This is a genomic window from Streptomyces sp. NPDC019890, assembly GCF_044903445.1.
In the GTDB taxonomy this organism is placed as follows: domain Bacteria; phylum Actinomycetota; class Actinomycetes; order Streptomycetales; family Streptomycetaceae; genus Streptomyces.
The window spans coordinates 50,727-68,844 of sequence record NZ_JBJDQK010000009.1 but is presented as its reverse complement, the minus strand read 5'-3'; the positions used below and the strand labels follow the sequence as shown (position 1 = coordinate 68,844).

At 70.5% G+C, this 18,118-nt stretch carries 18 protein-coding genes and 1 riboswitch; of the genes, 14 read left to right on the top strand and 4 right to left on the bottom strand.

What is annotated here, in order from left to right:
- The first annotated feature begins 11 nt into the window (after positions 1 to 11).
- On the top strand, positions 12 to 1,190 hold the full coding sequence (locus ACI2LP_RS23860; RefSeq protein ID WP_404726540.1) for an ROK family transcriptional regulator: 1,179 nt from the start codon (positions 12 to 14) through the stop codon (positions 1,188 to 1,190).
- 210 nt (positions 1,191 to 1,400) lie between these two features.
- Here the strand turns inward: ACI2LP_RS23860 and ACI2LP_RS23855 are convergent, their stop codons facing one another.
- Positions 1,401 to 2,171 carry an SDR family oxidoreductase gene (locus ACI2LP_RS23855; RefSeq protein WP_404726539.1) on the bottom strand — a complete coding sequence of 257 codons (771 nt, stop codon included), beginning with the start codon at positions 2,169 to 2,171 and terminating at the stop codon, positions 1,401 to 1,403.
- A gap of 115 nt (positions 2,172 to 2,286) precedes the next feature.
- Positions 2,287 to 2,417, top strand: a riboswitch (FMN riboswitch).
- 139 nt (positions 2,418 to 2,556) lie between these two features.
- On the opposite strand from ACI2LP_RS23855, the gene ribD reads away from it, so the two are divergent.
- From ribD to ACI2LP_RS23805, 10 genes are all read left to right on the top strand, one after another.
- Positions 2,557 to 3,651 carry a bifunctional diaminohydroxyphosphoribosylaminopyrimidine deaminase/5-amino-6-(5-phosphoribosylamino)uracil reductase RibD gene (gene ribD, locus ACI2LP_RS23850; RefSeq protein WP_404726538.1) on the top strand — a complete coding sequence of 365 codons (1,095 nt, stop codon included), beginning with the start codon at positions 2,557 to 2,559 and terminating at the stop codon, positions 3,649 to 3,651.
- On the top strand, positions 3,652 to 4,260 hold the full coding sequence (locus ACI2LP_RS23845; protein ID WP_404726537.1) for a riboflavin synthase: 609 nt from the start codon (positions 3,652 to 3,654) through the stop codon (positions 4,258 to 4,260).
- Entirely contained in the window at positions 4,257 to 4,910 is a 654-nt protein-coding gene (locus tag ACI2LP_RS23840) for a nicotinamide riboside transporter PnuC (protein ID WP_404726536.1), read from the top strand. Before ACI2LP_RS23845 ends, ACI2LP_RS23840 begins: the two co-directional genes overlap by 4 nt.
- The gene (locus tag ACI2LP_RS23835) at positions 4,907 to 6,196 is read left to right on the top strand and encodes a bifunctional 3,4-dihydroxy-2-butanone-4-phosphate synthase/GTP cyclohydrolase II (RefSeq protein WP_404726535.1); all 1,290 of its coding nucleotides are present in this window, start codon (positions 4,907 to 4,909) and stop codon (positions 6,194 to 6,196) included. The genes ACI2LP_RS23840 and ACI2LP_RS23835 overlap by 4 nt, the downstream gene beginning before the upstream one ends.
- A gap of 24 nt (positions 6,197 to 6,220) precedes the next feature.
- Complete coding sequence (gene ribH, locus ACI2LP_RS23830) at positions 6,221 to 6,706, top strand: 6,7-dimethyl-8-ribityllumazine synthase (RefSeq protein ID WP_404726534.1); 486 nt, start codon at positions 6,221 to 6,223, stop codon at positions 6,704 to 6,706.
- Positions 6,707 to 6,741: 35 nt separating this feature from the next.
- Positions 6,742 to 7,014 carry a phosphoribosyl-ATP diphosphatase gene (locus tag ACI2LP_RS23825; RefSeq protein ID WP_142215995.1) on the top strand — a complete coding sequence of 91 codons (273 nt, stop codon included), beginning with the start codon at positions 6,742 to 6,744 and terminating at the stop codon, positions 7,012 to 7,014.
- Between the two features lie 62 nt (positions 7,015 to 7,076).
- Positions 7,077 to 7,925 (top strand): ATP phosphoribosyltransferase, encoded by an 849-nt coding sequence (gene hisG / locus ACI2LP_RS23820; protein WP_360883573.1) that lies wholly within the window; start codon positions 7,077 to 7,079, stop codon positions 7,923 to 7,925.
- Between the two features lie 3 nt (positions 7,926 to 7,928).
- Positions 7,929 to 8,399, top strand: coding sequence for a PH domain-containing protein (locus ACI2LP_RS23815; protein ID WP_404726533.1), 471 nt, complete (start codon positions 7,929 to 7,931; stop codon positions 8,397 to 8,399).
- Between the two features lie 158 nt (positions 8,400 to 8,557).
- A complete protein-coding gene (locus tag ACI2LP_RS23810) occupies positions 8,558 to 9,898 on the top strand; it encodes a hemolysin family protein (RefSeq protein ID WP_404726532.1) in 1,341 nt (446 codons plus the stop codon).
- Complete coding sequence (locus ACI2LP_RS23805; RefSeq protein WP_404726531.1) at positions 9,895 to 10,977, top strand: hemolysin family protein; 1,083 nt, start codon at positions 9,895 to 9,897, stop codon at positions 10,975 to 10,977. The genes ACI2LP_RS23810 and ACI2LP_RS23805 overlap by 4 nt, the downstream gene beginning before the upstream one ends.
- Position 10,978: 1 nt before the next feature.
- Here ACI2LP_RS23805 and ACI2LP_RS23800 read toward each other — a convergent pair whose 3' ends face one another.
- Complete coding sequence (locus tag ACI2LP_RS23800) at positions 10,979 to 12,871, bottom strand: AAA family ATPase (protein WP_404726530.1); 1,893 nt, start codon at positions 12,869 to 12,871, stop codon at positions 10,979 to 10,981.
- 366 nt (positions 12,872 to 13,237) lie between these two features.
- Positions 13,238 to 13,870, bottom strand: a complete 633-nt coding sequence (locus ACI2LP_RS23795) for a uridine kinase (protein ID WP_404726529.1) — start codon at positions 13,868 to 13,870, stop codon at positions 13,238 to 13,240.
- A gap of 171 nt (positions 13,871 to 14,041) precedes the next feature.
- Between ACI2LP_RS23795 and ACI2LP_RS23790 the strand changes: the two genes are divergently transcribed.
- From ACI2LP_RS23790 to ACI2LP_RS23780, 3 genes are all read left to right on the top strand, one after another.
- Positions 14,042 to 15,439, top strand: a complete 1,398-nt coding sequence (locus ACI2LP_RS23790; protein ID WP_404726528.1) for a peptidase C39 family protein — start codon at positions 14,042 to 14,044, stop codon at positions 15,437 to 15,439.
- Positions 15,440 to 15,559: 120 nt separating this feature from the next.
- On the top strand, positions 15,560 to 15,709 hold the full coding sequence (locus tag ACI2LP_RS23785) for an SCO1431 family membrane protein (RefSeq protein ID WP_404726527.1): 150 nt from the start codon (positions 15,560 to 15,562) through the stop codon (positions 15,707 to 15,709).
- Between the two features lie 100 nt (positions 15,710 to 15,809).
- Positions 15,810 to 16,484: a TetR/AcrR family transcriptional regulator gene (locus ACI2LP_RS23780; protein ID WP_404726526.1), complete on the top strand. Its 675-nt coding sequence runs from the start codon at positions 15,810 to 15,812 to the stop codon at positions 16,482 to 16,484.
- Between the two features lie 147 nt (positions 16,485 to 16,631).
- Here ACI2LP_RS23780 and ACI2LP_RS23775 read toward each other — a convergent pair whose 3' ends face one another.
- On the bottom strand, positions 16,632 to 17,882 hold the full coding sequence (locus ACI2LP_RS23775; RefSeq protein WP_404726525.1) for a glycoside hydrolase family 18 protein: 1,251 nt from the start codon (positions 17,880 to 17,882) through the stop codon (positions 16,632 to 16,634).
- Positions 17,883 to 18,118: the final 236 nt, after the last annotated feature.

Below are 18,118 nucleotides of genomic sequence, written 5' to 3'. Positions count from 1 at the left end.
AGGATTCCGGCATGCCCGCATCCCCTAGCACCGCCCGGGCCATCAACGACCGGCTTGCACTCCAACTGCTCCAGCAGGAAGGCCCGTTGACGGCAGGGCAGTTGAAGACCATGACCGGACTCTCCCGTCCCACCGTCGCCGATCTGGTGGAACGGCTGCAGGGCTCCGGCCTGATCCAGATCGTCGGTGAGGCGGGCGCGGAGCGGCGCGGCCCCAACGCCCGCGTCTACGGAATCGTCGCCGACCGCGCGCATCTCGCCGCCCTCGACGTACGCACCCAGAGCGTGACCGTCGTCGTCGCCGATCTGCTCGGCGCCACCCTCGCCGAGGCCGCACTGCCCATCGGCAGCGACACCGGTACCGAGCCCGCCGTCGAGCGGGCGGTCGCGCTGGTCGAGCGGACCGCGCGGGAGGCGGGCGCGGCCCGGCTGCACAGCGTCGGCATCGGCGCGCCGGGACTCATTGATCCGGACAGCGGCGAACTGCGCGACACCAGCGGCCTGCCCGCCTGGCACCGCAGCCTCGTCGCCGCGCTCCAGGAGCGGCTGCCGGCCAGTGTCGTCGTCGAGAACGAGACCAATCTGGCGGCCGTCGCCGAGAAGCGCCTCGGCGTGGCCCGCGACCGGGACACCTTCGTCTTCCTGTGGCTGGGACACGGGGTCGGGGCCGCGCTCTTCCTGGACGGCAGGCTCCGCCGGGGAGCCTCCGGCGGCGCGGGGGAGATCGGCTTCCTGCCGGTGCCCGGCACGAGAGGTGTGCCGTCCGCGGTCGACTGCGAGGGCGGCTTCCACTCGCTGGCCGGGTCCGGCGCGATCTGCGCGCTCGCGGCGGAACACGGGATCGCGGCGGACGGGTCCCAGGAGCCCGCGGCCGCGGCGCTCGTGCGTGCGGCGGTGGCAGCCGGGCACGACGAGTTCCTGGACGCCCTCGCCGGGCGGCTGGCGCTGGGCGCGGCCGCGGTCGCCGCCGTGCTCGACCCGGGCTGCGTGGTCCTCGGCGGCGAGGTCGGCCACGCGGGAGGCGCGGAGCTGGCCGCCAGGGTCGAGTCCCGGCTGGTCCCGCTCTCCCCGCTGCGTACGGAGGTGCGCGCCGGTGCGCTGGGCGGTGCGGGGGTCCTGAGCGGCGCCCTGATCACCGCGCGCGAGGCGGCGCAGGACGAGCTTTTCCCGCCGGCGAACCGCGCAGGCTGAGCCACGGCAGCGCGATGAGCACGGCCCCGCAGGCAGCGGGCGAAGCCGGGTTCATCGGGTTGAACGGCGGCAGCGCGGCGGCCAGGGGGCCGAGACCCCACGAAGCAATCCGCGGCCGTGCCTGCTCACGCGGGCCGTGCCTGCACGCGGGGCGTCTGGCGCGCCCGTGCCGGCTCGCGCACCCGTGCCCGTTCATCGCTCCCTGCGCACTCACCCGACCCCGCCCGCGCGCCCCTCCCTGCCCCCGCCGAAGCGCTCGTCGAGGAACTCCTCGAACGTCCGCTTGCCCACGGCCCGTTCCGGCGTCAGATGCCTCCCGTCCCGGAACCCGGCGTACGCCTTGCCCGCCAGCCGTACCGGGACGATCGGCCGCCTGCGGCCCGTCGCCTGCAGACAGGCGCGAGCCAGCTCCGGCAGTGCCCGGACCTGCGGACCGCCCATCTCGGGGACAAAGCCCGCGGGCCCGCCCACCGCCAGTTCCGCCAGCCGTCCGGCGACCTCGGCCGTGTCGATCGGCTGCACGCTCACGCCTGCCGGCAGCAGCATGACCGGCAGCTTCGCCGACGACGCCAGTGTCTGCAGCACCAGATCGTGGAACTGTGTCGTCCGCAGCACGGTCCAGCCCAGACCCGAGTCCTCAACCATGCGCTCGACCGCGCGCTTGGTCTTGTAGTAGCCGAGCGGCAACCGGTCCACGCCGACTATCGAGATATAGACCAGATGCGGCACCCCGGCCCGCCGCGCGGCCTCGATCAGATGCCCGGCCGCCCGGTCGTCGCCGCCGCGCGGGCTGGTCGCGCAGTGGACGATGACATCCACACCCCGGACCGCCGCGTCGAGCCCCGTCCCCTCGCGCAGATCGACCGCGTACGGCTTCGAGTGGCGGCTCAGCGCCCGCACCTCGTGCCCGTCCGCGCGCAGCCGGTCCGTCACCGGCCGGCCGAGCGTGCCGGTAGCGCCGGTCACCAGGATTGTGGTCATTACGTTTCCTCTCGGGGCCGGCTGTCCGGGGAACGCCAACCGGCGTGAGACAGCCCACACATATTCACTCGCATGGCCGACGATCAGTCGTGGCACACTGACTCTGTACCAGAAGCAGCGCACTCCGGGGTCGGTGAAAGTCCGAACCGGCGGTTACAGTCCGCGACCCGGCCGCATCCAGTGGCCGGTTGACCAGGTGAAATTCCTGGACCGACGGTTAAAGTCCGGATGGGAGGCAGTGCGCGGCGGGCGGGCACCCTGCACGCCGCCGTCGGCTTGTCCTTGAGGCAGGCCACATTCGGCGTTGCTCTCGGTGTCGCTGTCCGTACGTTCTGTCGTCATCGACAGGCCCCGGAGTTCGTGCCCGAAGAGGCAGGAGAACCCGGTGGCCACCGCAGCCGACACCGACGCCATGCGCCGAGCGATCCGGCTCGCCGCTCGCGGACTCGGCTCCACCAGCCCCAACCCGGTCGTCGGGTGCGTCATCCTCGATGCCTCCGGACACCAGGTGGGCGCGGGCTACCACCAGCGGGCCGGCGGCCCGCACGCCGAGGTCCACGCCCTGCGCGAGGCGGGCGAGCGCGCCCGCGGCGGCACTGCGTACGTCACCCTCGAACCCTGCAACCACACCGGCCGCACCGGCCCCTGCGCCCAGGCGCTGATCGAGGCCGGGATCAGCCGCGTCGTGTACGCGGTCAGCGACCCGAACCCGCAGGCCACCGGCGGCGGCGACACCCTGCGCGCCGCCGGTGTCCAGGTCGAGTCCGGCCTGCTCGCCGAAGAGGCCGAGGCGGGCAACATCGCCTGGCTCACCTCCCTACGCCTCGGCCGGCCCTACGTCCTGTGGAAGTACGGCGCCACTCTCGACGGACGCATCGCCGCGCAGGACCGCACCAGCCGCTGGATCACCTCGCCCGAGTCGCGTGCCGACGTCCACCGGCTGCGCGCCGAGGCCGACGCGGTGATCGTCGGATCCGGCACGGCCCGCACCGACGACCCGCACCTCGCGGTCCGCGGGACGGAAGGCGCCGTGCAGCCGTTGCGGGTCGTCGTCGACACCAATGCCACCGCCGTCAAGTCCGGCGCCCGGGTCCTCGACGACGCCGCGCCCACGCTGATCGCGGTCGCCGAGGACGCCGAGCCCCAACTGCCCGACGCCGTACAGGTCGTACGGCTGCCCCGCGCTGCGAGCGGCCTGTCCGTACCGGCGCTGCTGGAGGACCTGTACCGGCGCGGTGTCCGCTCCGTGCTCCTCGAAGGCGGCCCGACCCTCGCCGGGTCCTTCGTCGCCGCGGGAGCCGTCGACCAGGTCGTCGGCTATCTCGCCCCCGTACTGCTCGGCGCGGGCCCCGCCGCCCTCGCCGACGCCGGAATCTCCACCATCACCGAAGCGTTGCGGCTCGAGCTGACCGAGACCGTGCGCATCGGCCCCGATCTGCGTATCTCCGCCGTCCCCGCAACAGCCCCCAAGGAGCGCTGAGTGTTCACCGGAATCGTTGAAGAGCTGGGTGAGGTCACCGCCGTCGAGAACCTCGGCGACTCCTCCCGCTTCCGACTGCGCGGCCCCCTCGTCACCGAAGGCGCGAAGCACGGCGACTCCATCGCCGTCAACGGCGTCTGCCTCACCGTCGTCGACTTCGGCGACGGCGAGTTCACCGCCGATGTGATGGCCGAGACGCTGAACCGCTCCAGTCTCGGCGCGCTCCAGGAAGGCTCCCGTGTCAACCTGGAGCGGCCGATGGCCGTGGGTGACCGGCTCGGCGGGCACATCGTCCAGGGTCATGTGGACGGAACGGGCACCATTGTCGAGCGCAAGCCGTCCGAGAACTGGGAGATCGTCAAGATCTCGCTCCCCGCCGACCTGACGCGCTATGTCGTCGAGAAGGGGTCCATCACGGTAGACGGCGTAAGCCTCACGGTCGTCGACGCGGGCCCCGACTACTTCACCATCAGCCTGATCCCGACCACCCTCGCGCTGACCACGCTCGGCATCAAGCAGCCCGGCGACCCGGTCAACCTCGAGGTCGACGTCATCGCCAAGTACGTCGAGCGGCTGCTCGGCGCGGACGCCAAGGAGACAGCCAAGTGAGCGCCCTGTCCTGGCTGAACTCGGTGGCCTTCACCGCCTTCGAACAGCCCATCAAGTGGTCCGACATGATTGGCAACATCGTCGGCCTGATCGCGCTCGCGCTGGGCTGGCGGCGCTCGCTATGGACCTGGCCCGCCCAGTTCGCCTCCGGTGTCATCCTTGTCGCCGCGTACGCCTCCGCCCAGCTCAGCGGCGGAGTCGGCAAGCAGCTCCTGGTCATCGGCGTCGCCGTGTGGGGCTGGCGGCAGTGGACCCGCGGCAAGCAGCAGGCCCAGGACGGCACCATCGCCGTGCGCTTCGCCTCCTGGCGCGAGCGCGCAGTGCTCGTCGCCGGTGCGGCCGTCGGCACGCTGGCCGTCGGCGGGCTGTTCACTCTCTACCCGTCGCTGTCCTGGAGCCCGTGGGCCGACGCGTACATCTTCATCGGGACGCTCGTCGCGATGGTCGCCCAGGCGCGTGGTCTGGTCGAGTTCTGGTTCGCCTGGCTGCTCGTCGACGTTGTCGGCGTGCCGCTGGCCTTCAACAGTGACCTGGCCTTCTCCGGTCTGGTCTACGTGGTCTATTTCGCGCTCGTGCTGTGGGGCATGCGCGACTGGTGGCTGCGCTCCCGCAAGAGCGCCCAGCCCGTCCTGGAAGGAGCGGCGGCATGACTGCACTGCCCACTTGGTACTCCACCGACAACGTCGAGGATCTGGCCCTCGACCCGGTCGAGCAGGCCATCCGCGACATCGCCGCCGGACGCCCGGTCGTGGTCGTCGACGACGAGGACCGCGAGAACGAGGGCGATCTCGTCATCGCCGCCGAGAAGGCCACGCCCGAGATCGTCGCCTTCATGATGAGCGAGTGCCGCGGTCTGATCTGCGCCCCCATGGAGGGCGAGGAACTGGACCGGCTCGACCTGCCGCAGATGGTCGAGCACAACACCGAGTCGATGCGGACGGCCTTCACGGTCTCCGTCGACGCGGGCCCCGCCTACGGCGTCACCACCGGCATCTCGGCCGCCGACCGCGCGACCACCCTGCACATGCTCGCCGGCGGCGAGGCCCAGGCCTCCGACTTCGTACGCCCCGGCCATATCTTCCCGCTGCGTGCCAAGCCCGGCGGAGTGCTGGTGCGCAACGGCCACACCGAGGCCGCCGTCGACCTCGCCCGCCTCGCGGGCCTGCGTCCTGCCGGTGCGATCGTCGAGATCGCGGGCGAGGACGGGGTGATGCTGCGGCTGCCCGAGCTCATTCCGTTCGCCCGCAAGCACGGCCTGACGATCATCTCCATCGAGGACCTGATCGCCTACCGCCGCTCCTCGGAGCCGACCGTCAAGCGCGAGGCCGAGGTCAATCTGCCCACCGCCTTCGGGCAGTTCACCGCCTACGGATACCGCTCCACCGTCGACGGCATAGAACATGTCGCGCTCGTCCACGGCGAGATCGGCGACGGTGAGGACGTCCTGGTCCGGATGCACTCCGAGTGCCTGACCGGCGACATCTTCCACTCGCTGCGCTGCGACTGCGGCCCCCAGCTGCAGGCCTCCATGGAACACATCACCGAGACCGGCCGCGGCGTCGTCGTCTATCTGCGCGGCCACGAGGGGCGCGGCATCGGCCTGCTGTCCAAGCTGCGCGCGTACGAACTCCAGGAGCGCGGGCGCGACACGCTCGACGCCAACCTCGAACTCGGACTGCCCGCCGACGCCCGCGACTACGCGGCAGGCGCCCAGATCCTCGAGGACCTCGGGGTACGCAGCCTCCGGCTGATGACCAACAACCCCGAAAAGGAAACCGCGCTCGTCCGGCACGGCCTCACGGTCCACGGCCGCGAGCCGATGCCCGTCCAGGCGGGTGAACACAATCTCCGGTATCTGCGCACCAAGCGGGACCGGATGGGACACGACCTGCCCTGGCTCGACGCCTCCAGCGCGTCGGCCTGCGGCAACCAGTAAGTCAGTAAGCGTCAAGGGAGAGACATGAGCGGCAAGGGTGCACCCGAACTGTCCGTACGCAACTGCGGTGACCTGCGGGTGGCGGTCATCGCGGCGCAGTGGCACGAGAAGGTCATGGACGGCCTCGTAGACGGTTCTCTGCGGGCACTGCACGAGCTGGGCATCGACGAGCCGACGCTGCTGCGGGTCCCCGGCAGCTTCGAGCTCCCGGTGGTCGCCAAGGTGCTCGCGGGCCGCGGCTACGACGCGATCGTCGCGCTCGGCGTCGTCATCCGGGGCGGCACCCCGCACTTCGACTATGTGTGCCAGGGCGTCACCGAGGGCCTCGTCAAGGTCTCCGTGGACACCGGCGTCCCGATCGGCTTCGGCGTGCTGACCTGCGACACCGAGGAGCAGGCGCTGGACCGGGCGGGCCTGGAGGGCTCGAACGAGGACAAGGGGCACGAGGCGGTCACCGCGGCACTCTCCACCGCCGCCACGCTGCGCACCGTCAGCGAACCCTGGCGCTGAGTCCCGGGGTCGCACCCCTTACCCTGGGGACCATCATGGCGAACAAAACCTTCGAAGAGCTCTTCGCCGAGCTGCAGCTCAAGGCGAAGAACGGCGACCCTGCCACCTCCCGTACCGCCGAGCTGGTGGACAAGGGTGTGCATGCCATCGGCAAGAAGGTCGTCGAGGAGGCCGCCGAGGTCTGGATGGCCGCCGAGTACGAGGGCAAGGAAGCCGCAGCCGAGGAGATCTCTCAGCTGCTCTACCACGTCCAGGTGATGATGGTCGCCAGGGGAATCTCCCTCGACGACGTCTACGCCCACCTCTGATCACCCGCACCAGCATCTCCGTAGCCGCGAACACGTACACGCGAACAAAGGAAGCCCGTCTCATGCTGCGCATCGCTGTCCCCAACAAGGGTTCACTGTCCGGACCTGCGTCGGCGATGCTCCATGAGGCCGGCTACCAGCAGCGCAAGGAGTCCAAGGAGCTGGTGCTCGTGGACCCCGAGAACGAGGTCGAGTTCTTCTACCTCCGCCCGCGCGACATCGCGATCTACGTCAGCTCCGGCAAGCTCGACATCGGCATCACCGGCCGTGATCTGCTGCTGGACTCCGGCGCGAACGCCGAGGAGATCCTTGAGCTCGGCTTCGCCCGCTCCACGTTCCGCTACGCCACCAAGCCGGGCACGGCCGCAGGCGTCGGCGACTTCGGCGGAATGACGATCGCCACCTCCTACGAGGGCATCGTCGCCAAGCACCTCGCCGACGAAGGCATCGACGCCTCCGTCGTGCACCTCGACGGCGCGGTCGAGACGGCGATCCAGCTGGGCGTCGCCCAGGTCATCGCGGACGTCGTGGAGACCGGTACCAGCCTGCGCAATGCCGGCCTGGAGGTCATCGGCGAGCCGATCATGAAGTCCGAGGCCGTCGTCATCCGCCGCATCGGCGCGGAGTCCGACGATCCGAAGATGCAGCAGTTCCTGCGCCGTCTCCAGGGCGTCCTGGTCGCCCGCAGCTACGTGATGATGGACTACGACTGCCGGGCCGAGCACCTCGAGCAGGCCGTCGCCCTCACCCCGGGCCTGGAGTCACCGACCATCTCGCCGCTGCACAACGAGGGCTGGGTCGCCGTGCGAGCCATGGTCCCGGCCAAGGAGGCGCAGCGGATCATGGACGATCTGTACGACCTCGGCGCGCGGGCGATCCTCACCACGGCCATCCACGCCTGCAGGCTCTGAGGGATGCCCGCCACCATGCCCGCCGATGCGCCCGAAGTCCCCGCGCTGCCGGTCACATTCAGGCCGACCCGTACCCGGATCGTCCTGCTGACCGTGGGCGCGGCGATGTTCTCCGTGATCACCGCGATCGCCCTGCTGCTGGACAAGCTCAGTGCGGGGGAGCGGAGCAGCTTCGTCTTCACCGCGCTGCTCTTCTTCGGCGTACTGGCCCTGCTGAGCAGGCCCAAGGTGGTCGCCGACGAGACGGGTGTCACTGTCGTCAACCTCACTCGTATGCGCCGTCTCGAGTGGGCGGAGATCCTGCGGGTCAACCTCCGCCCGGGTGACCCCTGGGTCTTCCTCGACCTCAGCGACGGCACCAGCCTGCCGGTGATGGGCATCCAGCCCGGCATCGCCAGGGAACACGCCGTCCGTGACGCCCGCGCGTTGCGGGCGCTCGCGGAGAGCCGGGGGACACGCCCGGACGAGGACTGAACGTTACTCTGGTGGCGGTGGCGCCAAGTGCGCCCCGCCCCGCACCACCGGGCCGCCAGCGGCCCGCGGGGCCACCTGCGACCCGAGGAGTGACTCCCTCCAGCAATGGACGGATCGTCCGGTAGTACCTGCGCCGCCCCCTCCCAGGAGGCGGCGGCATGATTGTCCCCCTGTTGCTGCTCGCCGCAGCCTTCCTTCTGATCCTCGCCAACGGCTTCTTCGTGGCGGCCGAGTTCGGCCTCGTCACCGTGGAGCGTGCGGACGCCGAGCGTGCGGCCGCCGAGGGAGACCGCCGCGCCCGCCGCGTCGTCACCTCCCTGCGGGAGCTGTCCTTCCAGCTCTCCGGCACCCAGCTCGGCATCACCATCACCTCGCTCGTCGTCGGCATGCTCGCCGAACCGGCGCTGGCCCGGCTGTTCGACGGGCCGCTGACCGCGACCGGCCTGCCCGAAGGGGCCGTCTCCGGGATCGCCGTTGTGGTCGGGATGCTGCTCGCCTCCGCCGTCCAGATGGTGATCGGCGAGCTCGTGCCCAAGAACTGGGCGGTGTCCCACCCGTTGCAGGTCGCCCGGTTCGTCGCCGGACCGCAGCATCTGTTCTCGAAGGTGTTCCGCCCGGTCATCACCCTGCTCAACACCGTCGCCAACCGGCTCGTGCGGCTTCTCGGCGTCGAACCGGCCGATGAGCTGGCATCCGCCCGCACCCCCGGTGAGCTGGTGGCGCTGGCCCGCCACTCGGCGCAGGCCGGCGCGCTGGAGCAGGACACAGCCGATCTGTTCGTACGCACCCTCTCGCTCGGGCATCTCACGGCACAGCATGTGATGACCCCGCGGGTGAAGATGAGTGCCCTGCAGAGCGACGCCACTGCCGCGGACGTCCTCAACCTCACCCGGGCGACGGGCCTTTCGCGCTTCCCCGTCTACCGGGAGCGCATCGACGAGATCGTCGGGATGGTGCACCTCAAGGACGCCCTCGCGGTCCCCGCCGCCGAGCGGCTGCGCACCCCGGTGGCCCGGGTCGCCGTGCCGCCGCTGCTGGTGCCCGAGACGCTGCCCGTGCAGCAGCTCCTGGAACGGCTGCGCAGCGAGCAGCCCATCGCCGTGGTGGTCGACGAGTACGGCGGCACCGCCGGTGTCGTCACGCTTGAGGACATCGTCGAAGAGCTCGTCGGTGAGGTACGCGACGAGCACGACGCCGAGGCCGACGCCCGGCCGGAACTCGCCCCCGCAGCTGCGGAGGAGGGCCGGCCCGCCTGGGAGGCCGACGGCAGCTGCCGGGTTCTCACGCTGCGCCGGATAGGCCTTGAGGTGCCCGACGGGCCGTACGAGACCGTGGCCGGGCTCGTCGCCGATCTGCTGGGACGCATCCCCGCGCCCGGCGACCGGGCCGAACTGCCCGGCTGGCGCCTCTCGGTGCGCCAGGTGGAGCGCTATCGCGCCGAGCGGGTGCGCCTGGTGCGCACCGCCGACGCCCCGGCCGCGCCGGAGGCAGTGCGATGAGCCTGATCCAACTGCTGTTCGCGGTGCTGCTGGTGCTCGCCAACGGCTTCTTCGTCGGAGCCGAGTTCGCCCTCGTCTCCGTACGCCGCAGCCAGATCGATCCACTCGCCGCGCAGGGCTCGTCGCGGGCCCGGCAGGTGCTGCACGGCCTGGAGAATCTGCCGCAGATGATGGCCGCCGCGCAGTTCGGCATCACCATCTGCTCGCTGACGCTCGGCGCGGTGGCCGAACCGACCGTGGCGCAGCTGCTGGAGCCGGTCTTCCACGCGGCTCATGTGCCCGGAGGGCTGATCCATCCACTGGGCTATGTCATCGCCCTGGCCGTGGTCGTCTTCCTGCATCTCGTCATCGGCGAGATGGTCCCGAAGAACCTCGCCATGGCCGCCCCCGAGAAGACCGCGCTCTGGCTCGGCCCCGGCCTGGTCGGCTTCGCCCGGCTGTGCCGCCCGGTCACCGTGGGGCTGGGAGCCTGCGCCCGGCTGGTGCTGAAGGCCTTCCACGTCGAGCCCAAGGACGAGGTGGAGGCGGCGTTCACCAGCGTGCAACTGGGACGCCTGGTCGAGGACTCCGGCCAGGCGGGGCTGCTCGAACCCGCTGAGCAGGAGCGTCTTGAGGACGCCCTGGAGCTGGGCAGCCGTCCGGTGACCGATGTGCTGATCCCGCGCGCCACGCTGGTGACGGTGCCGCCTTCGGTCACTCCACGGCAGATCGAGGAGTTGACCGTACGCACCGGTTTCTCCCGTTTTCCGGTCTGTGCCGAGGGCGGCGGTCCCTATATGGGCTACCTCCACGTCAAGGACGTACTCGACATGGAGGACGGCACACGGGCGGTGCCCCAGCAGATCTGGCGCCCCATGGCGACTCTGCGGGCCGAGCTTCCCCTGGACGACGCCCTCACCGTGATGCGCCGGGCGGCCACGCACCTCGCCCAGGTCGCCGACGCATCGGGGCGGGTGCTGGGTCTGGTGGCTCTGGAGGACGTCCTGGAGATGCTGGTCGGCGAGGTCCGCGACCCGTCCCACCGGGTGACGGTGCCCCGGGCGCCGCAGGCGGCCCTGGACTCCGCCCTGGTCGGCTGACTCAGCCCGGAGGATCCTGCGGGTCGCGGTCCACCGGACCGCGACCCGACAGGACCTCGCCGTACGCCTGCATCAGATCGGGCAGCCGCAGCGTGGCGAGGTCCTCGCGGGTCGGTGTGCCCGGGTAGCCGGACAGCCGCAGATCGCGGTAGGCGCAGCTCTTCTCGTACAGCGTGCGCAGAAAGCGGCCGTTGCCGAGCTCGTCGATCCAGCTCTGGTCGACCACATGGCCGCTGATGGAGCGCAGCTCCTCGCGGGCCTCGTCGTCCCACACATCGCCGTTCTCGGCGGCCAGTACCTCACCGATCGCGGTCAGTTCGAGAGGGCGGTACGAGGGGAAGTCGACCCGGGTGGTGAAGCGCGACGACAGTCCCGGGTTGGTGGCGAGGAGCCGGTCCATGCCCTCCGGATAGCCGGCCAGGATGACCACCAGATGGTCGCGGTTGTCCTCGGCGCGCTTGAGGAGGACCTGCAGTGCCTCGTCGCCGTATGCATCGCCCTTGGTGTAGCCGGAGTTGGAGAGGCTGTACGCCTCGTCCACGAACAGCACGCCGCCGAGCGCCGAGTCGATCAGCTCATTGGCCTTCACCGCCGTCTGGCCCAGGAACTCGCCCACCAGATCGGAGCGCTGGGCCTCCACCAGATGGTCGCCGCCGAGCAGCCCGAGGGCGTAGAAGACCCGGCCGAGGATACGGGCGACGGTGGTCTTGCCGGTGCCGGAGGGGCCGGAGAAGACAAAGTGCCGTTTCGGCGGCTGGACCGGAAGGCCCTGGCCGGCCCGCAGCCGGGCCATTTTCAGCTGCGCCGACAAGGCTTTGACCTGCCGCTTGACCGGCTCCAGGCCGACCATCCGCTCCAGCTGCGCAAGTGCCTCGGCGAGCAGCACCGGATCGGTGGGGCCCGCGGGGAAGGCCGGGGGAGCCGACTGCGCGGGGACCACCGCCTTGTGCCGTATGCCCTCGGGCGGGGTGCTCGGCACCGAGCCCGGGAGCTGGGTCTGCGGATCGACTCCGATGCGTGCCTCGGGCGCGAGCGGCCCGTCGCCCTCTGCCTGCGCGTCCACCACGTCCTGTCCGACGCCTGCCAGGGACACGGCCGCGAACCCTGCGGCCTCGTCGTACCCGTCGATGCCGTCGTACTCCGCGATCGCGGCGAGGCGCGCGGAGGTGTCCATGAACGCCGGGTCGATCCGGTGCACCGCCCGGTACAGCGGCAGGGCGGCCGCGCTGCGGCCGGTGCCCTCGTGCGCCCGCGCCAGCCAGTACCGCAGCTCCTTGCGCTGCGGCTGCTCGCTGCGACAGCGCATCAGGGCGGCGGAGAGCAGCGGCTCGGCCTGCCCGTACATCTCCAGGCGCACCCGGGCCATGCCGCCGAACAGCCCGGCCTCGATGCCCAGCAGCGGATCGTTGACCAGCGGCTCGGTGTGGCGTACGAGCTGTTCCCAGTCCTTGACCAGATACGCCCGGCAGGCGTGCAGAAAGCGCACCTGGGGATCGGCGTCCACCGGCGGCAGCGCGGCGAGCGCCCGGTCCAGTTCGGGCACATGGCGGCCGTCCAGCCAGTGAGAGGCGTGTGCGAGGAGCAGATCGCGCCGGCTCTCCAGGACCGGCTGGACCCACCAGCCCAGCCAGTACCAGGAGTTCAGGGTGCGGCGATGGCGGGCGCGCTGTTCACCGAAGCGCTCGCGGGCCCGGTACATGCGCAGTAACGCGGTCGTGGTGTCGACGCGCAGCGCATGCAGCCCGAGCCAGCCGTCGGCCATTCCGGGATCGAGTCGCACCGCGGTCCGGAACTCCTCCTCCGCCTGCGGATACGCACCCATCGTGTAGGCGTCCACGCCGCGCACCCAGGCGAGGTCGGCCGGGGCCGGTGCGCCCTGCGTGCCGATGTCCATCAGATCCCCCACAAACGTGCGTGATCCCGCCGGGCGGACGCCCGACCGCAGCGTACAGAAACGCCTTGCCGTGGACGGGAATTGACCCCACCGAGGTGCATCGTACCTGCGCAAAGGGGTTGCCACTAAGGGTGCCGCGAGCGATCCGGTGGCGGTGACCCAGGGTGAGCGGGGGCATGTGGCCGCGCCGCTGACGTGGGGGGTGAGGGCAGAACGAAGCCCCCGATCACGGGGGAACAACCGGGGGCTTCGCGTCTGCGGCGGCTCCGGAAAGCCGCACATTGAGAACGTAAGACCTGTGCGCCCCGTCGGTCAAGAAGACTTCAGGCACTCTTGAGGCGGAATCCCGACTGTTCAGTATGGAGCTCAGGAAGCCGGGGGAAAGTGGTCACTCTGTGTGATGAGTTGGTTCGGTCGCGCTGTCGCAGGAGGTCCCGGCAGCCACTCGTACCCCTCCTGCCACTCACGTACCAGGGCATTCGCGAACGGACGAGAAGGGTCCGCGGCGAAATGGCGTGTCTCCGCCACCGTCCAGTCGTCCCAGAAAGTGGACAGTTCGCTGCCGTCGCGCCGACGGCCCCGCTGCCAGGACTCTTCGGCCTCTCTCTCCATCCACAGCAGCCACGCCAGATACGGGCGCAACACCTGTCGCCCTGCACCGACCCCCTCGATCAGCACGAGGGGAGCCGCTTCGAGAGCACGCGGAGAGGTGAAGCGGCGCAGATTCCAGTCGTACGGGTGAAAGTGCGCGGTGCGGCCCAGCGCGAGGGGCGCGATCACCTCGGACAGCATCCGGTGCGTCCAGGCGAAGGGCTCCTCATGGCTGGCGAGATCGTCGAGGTGCAGCACCGGCACGCCGTCGCCGAGGGCCGCCGCGAGCCGGGTGGCGAAGGTGCTCTTTCCCGACCCCGCGTGGCCGTCGACCGCGATCAGCCGCACCGGCCCGCAGGAGGGCGGGAGCGCGCGCAGGGCCAGAGCATGCCGATCGAGGTCGTCCATCCCGCCAGCCTACGAGGGCCGCGCGCCCCCGTCGTGGGTCACTCTCCCTGCGGCGGGACCCCCACTGGACGAGACCAATATTGCTGCCGCGACGCGCCTCCTGACGCTGGCAGAAGTCCGCCAGGACGGGCGATAGTTGCCCCACTGCCGCGCACCTGACTTGGGGGTCCCATGGCCAGACCGACTTCGCGCAGGACCGTGCTGGGCGCCGCGATCGCGGCCGCGGCGGGTACGGGCGCGCTCTCCTCCTCCGCCGTCCCGGCCGCAGCGGTACCGGCCGGCGCCGCACCGGCCGCAGAGCCCGCTGGACGCGTCGTGCCCGCCTCGGGGATCGACAACCACTTCTGGACCTCGTACACCGACTGGCGCTCCGGCTCGGCCGCCGGCACCCGCGCGGTCGCGGGCAGCCGCCCCGGGCTCGTCATCGCCGCTCCGTCGGGCCGTACCGACTACACGGACCCGCACACCGGGCGGACCACGACCTGGGAGTACGGCACCTGGACCTCGCCCGTCCACATTTCCCGGGTGCCCGCAACAGAAGTCGTCGCCTCCTGGAACGCGTCCACCCCCGCCGGCACCTGGCTCCAGGTCGAGCTGCGGGGCCGCTACTCCGACGCGACCTCGACCCCCTGGTTCGTGATGGGCCGCTGGGCGGCGGGCGACGGCGACATCCTGCGCACCTCGGTCGACGACCAGAGCGACGGCAGGGCAAGCATCTGGACCGACACCTTCTCGATCGACACCGCGTCTGGTCAAGAGGGGGCGAGCGGGCTGCGGCTCAACTCGTACCAGCTGCGGTTGACCCTCTACCGCACGCCGGGAACGAGCCTCACGCCCATCGTCCGGCGGCTCGGCGCGATGGCTTCCGACGTCCCGGACCGCTTCACCGTGCCCGCCTCGACGCCGGGGCTCGCGCGCGAGCTGCCCGTGCCGCGGTACTCGCAGAACACGCATGTCGGCCAGTACCCCGAGTACGACGACGGCGGCGAGGCCTGGTGCAGCCCCACCTCCTCGCAGATGATCATCGAGTACTGGGGCCGGAGGCCCACCGCGGCCGACCTGGCCTGGGTGAACCCGGCCTTCGCCGACCCGCAGGTCTGCCATGCCGCACGCTTCACTTTCGACCACCAGTACAAGGGCTGCGGAAACTGGCCCTTCAACGCGGCCTACGCGGCCACGTACGCGGACATGAACGCGGTCGTCACCCGGCTGTCCTCGCTCACCGACCTGGAGTCGCTGATCCGGGCCGGCATCCCGGCCATAACGTCGCAGTCCTTCCTCAAGGAGGAGCTGACCGGGGCGGGGTACGGCACCTCCGGCCATCTGATGACCGTGATCGGTTTCACAGCGGGCGGCGATGTGATCGCCAACGATCCCGCATCGCCCAGCAACGAGGCAGTGCGCCGTGTCTACAAGCGCGCCGAGTGGGAGAAGATCTGGCTCCGCACCAAGCGCTACAACGCCACCGGCAAGGTGGTGTCCGGCACAGGCGGCGTCTGCTATCTCTACTGGCCCGCCCGGCCCACGGCCGCCCAGCGCAAGGCTCTGGCGGCCTTCGGCATCCACTGAGACACCGCCCCGCCCCGCGGGTCAGTGACGGGCGTCACTGACCCGGGCCGGTGTCGCTGGCACTGTGAACGGGTCAGCGGGGGGAGCCGCCACACCTGCCGGACGACTGCGAGACACACCATGACTTCGACCGTTGCCACCGCCGACCGCGCCGAGACCCGCACCCGCACGGGCGGCCCCGACGAGAGCTCCAAGGTGCTCGAGCACATCCTCGGCTGGACCCTCGTCGTCGTCCTCGCCATGCTCGTCACCCAGCTCGGCCTTCTCTGAGCAGAGCCGGCCGGGACGGCCTCTGCCGTCCGCCGAAGGGGCTCCGCGCAGGTCTGCCATACTGCGGTGATCCTGTGGCAGTTGGAGACTAGGGCTCAATTTGAATAATAGTCAGCACCGTGCCGTGACCGGAAGATCCCAGGTGCGCCGTGGTGAACTCATCGCAACCGGACGGAAGTTGTTCGCCGACACTTCCTACGACGCGCTCTCGATGGACGACATCGCCAAGCACGCCGGGGTCGCCAAGGGCCTGATCTACTACTACTTCGACAGCAAACGCGGCTACTACCTCGCCATCATCGAGGACTCGGTGGCCGAACTCGTCTCGCGCGCCGCCCAGGACACCGAACTGCCGCGTGCCGAGCGCGTGTACCGCACGGTCGACGACTACCTCCGCTACGCGCAGAGCCACCAGGCGGCGTTCCGCACGATCGTCACCGGCGGCGTCGGCTTCGACACCCAGGTGCAGTCCATACGGGACGCGGTGCGCGAGGAGTTGATCGCGACCATCGCCGACGGCGCGTACGGCAGGCGCGACATCCCCATGCTCGCCCGGCTCGCGCTGCTCGGCTGGCTCAGCAGCGTCGAGGGGATCACGCTCGACTGGCTGGGGAACCAGGAGCTGAAGCGGGAGACCGTGTGCGCGCTGCTGATGCGGTTGCTGCGCGGCACGGTGCGCACGATCGCGGAGTTCGAGCCGGAGTGCCCGGAGCCGCCGAACGAGCCGCTGCCCGCGGCCCTGAGCGATGCTGTGCGCGCCCCGGTCGAGGCCTGAGGCGCGGGCCGGTCCAGGTATGAGGCGCGCGCCGGTCGAGGCCTGAGGCGCGGGCCGGTCCAGGTATGAGGCGCGCGCCGTTCGAGGCGTGAGACGAGGGCGGGCGACCGCGTCGGCCGCCCGCCCCCACATCACCATCTCTTGACGCTAGTTGATGGCCTTGATCAGCTCGCCGTTCGAGGTGTCACCGCTGAGCTCCCAGAAGAAGGTTCCTCCCAGACCCTGCTGGTTCTTGTAGGTCATCTTCCCGGCGATGGTGGAGGGGGTGTCGTAGCTCCACCACTGGTTGCCGCAGTGCGCGTACGCCGTCCCGGCGACGGTCCCGTTGGCCGGGCACTTGGACTTCAGCTCCTTGTAGTCGTCGATGCCCGGCTCGTACTTGCCGGGTGCGGCGCCCGTTGCGGTCCCGCCGGGTGCCTTCTGCGTCACGCCCGTCCAGCCGCGTCCGTAGAAGCCGATCCCGAGCAGCAGCTTCGAGGACGGGATGCCGAGGCCCTTGAGCTTCTTGATCGCCGCGTCCGTGTTGAAGCCCTGCTGCGGAATGCCGGTGTAGGAGGTGAGCGGCGAGTGCGGGGCGGTGGGCCCCTGCGCCGCCCAGGCGCCGAAGAAGTCGTACGTCATCGGGTTGTACCAGTCGACGTACTGGGCAGCGCCCGCGTAGTTCGCCTTCTCGATCTTGCCGCCGGACGAGCCGTCCGCGGTGATCGCCGCGGTCACCAGGTTGGAGCTGCCGAACTTCGAGCGCAGCGCGGACAGCAGGTTCTTGAAGGACTCGCGCCCGCTGGTGTCGCAGCTCAGGCCGCAGGCGTTGGGGTACTCCCAGTCGATGTCGATGCCGTCGAAGACATCCTTCCAGCGGGGGTCCTCGACCAGGTTGTAGCAGGACTGGGCGAAGGCGGCGGGGTTGGCAGCGGCCTGGCCGAAGCCGCCGGACCAGGTCCAGCCGCCGAAGGACCACAGCACCTTGAGGCCCGGGTGCAGCTTCTTCAGCTTGCGCAGCTGGTTGAAGCTGCCACGAAGCGGCTGGTCCCAGGTGTCGGCGACACCGTCGACGCTCTGTGCGGCGGTGTAGGTCTTCTCGTAGTCGGCGAAGGAGTCGCCGACCGTGCACTTGCCGCCCTGGACGTTGCCGAAGGCGTAGTTGATGTGGGTGAGTTTGTTCGCCGACCCGGAGGTCTGGATGTTCTTGACGTGGTAATTGCGGTCGTAGACGCCCCATTCGGTGAAGTAGCCGACCACCTTGCTGCCGGCCTTCGGCGCGGCGGCGGCCTGCGCGGTCGGCTTTGCGGCGGAGGCGAAGTGGGCGCCGGTGAACAGGGTCGCGCCGATCGCGGCGGTACAGGCGGCGGCGATGAGCGCCTTCAGCCGGGCGCGGGGGCGGCGGTGGAGTCCGAGCATCAGGTCTCCTCGTGGGGGAGGGGGAGAACGAGTGGGGGACTTGCGGTGGACCGTCGGGCTTCTTTGGCATGAACGCGGCCATGCGCTGAGGGGCAACGGTAGAAGGACTAGACCATTGGGTCAATGGTTCGGACCAATTTCCCGTGCGCGCCCAGGGGGAGACGGTCCGCCCGTGACGTAAGTCCGCTGATCGGGCATACTCAACGCGCCACAGCCGCCGTCGAGCCTCTTTCGTG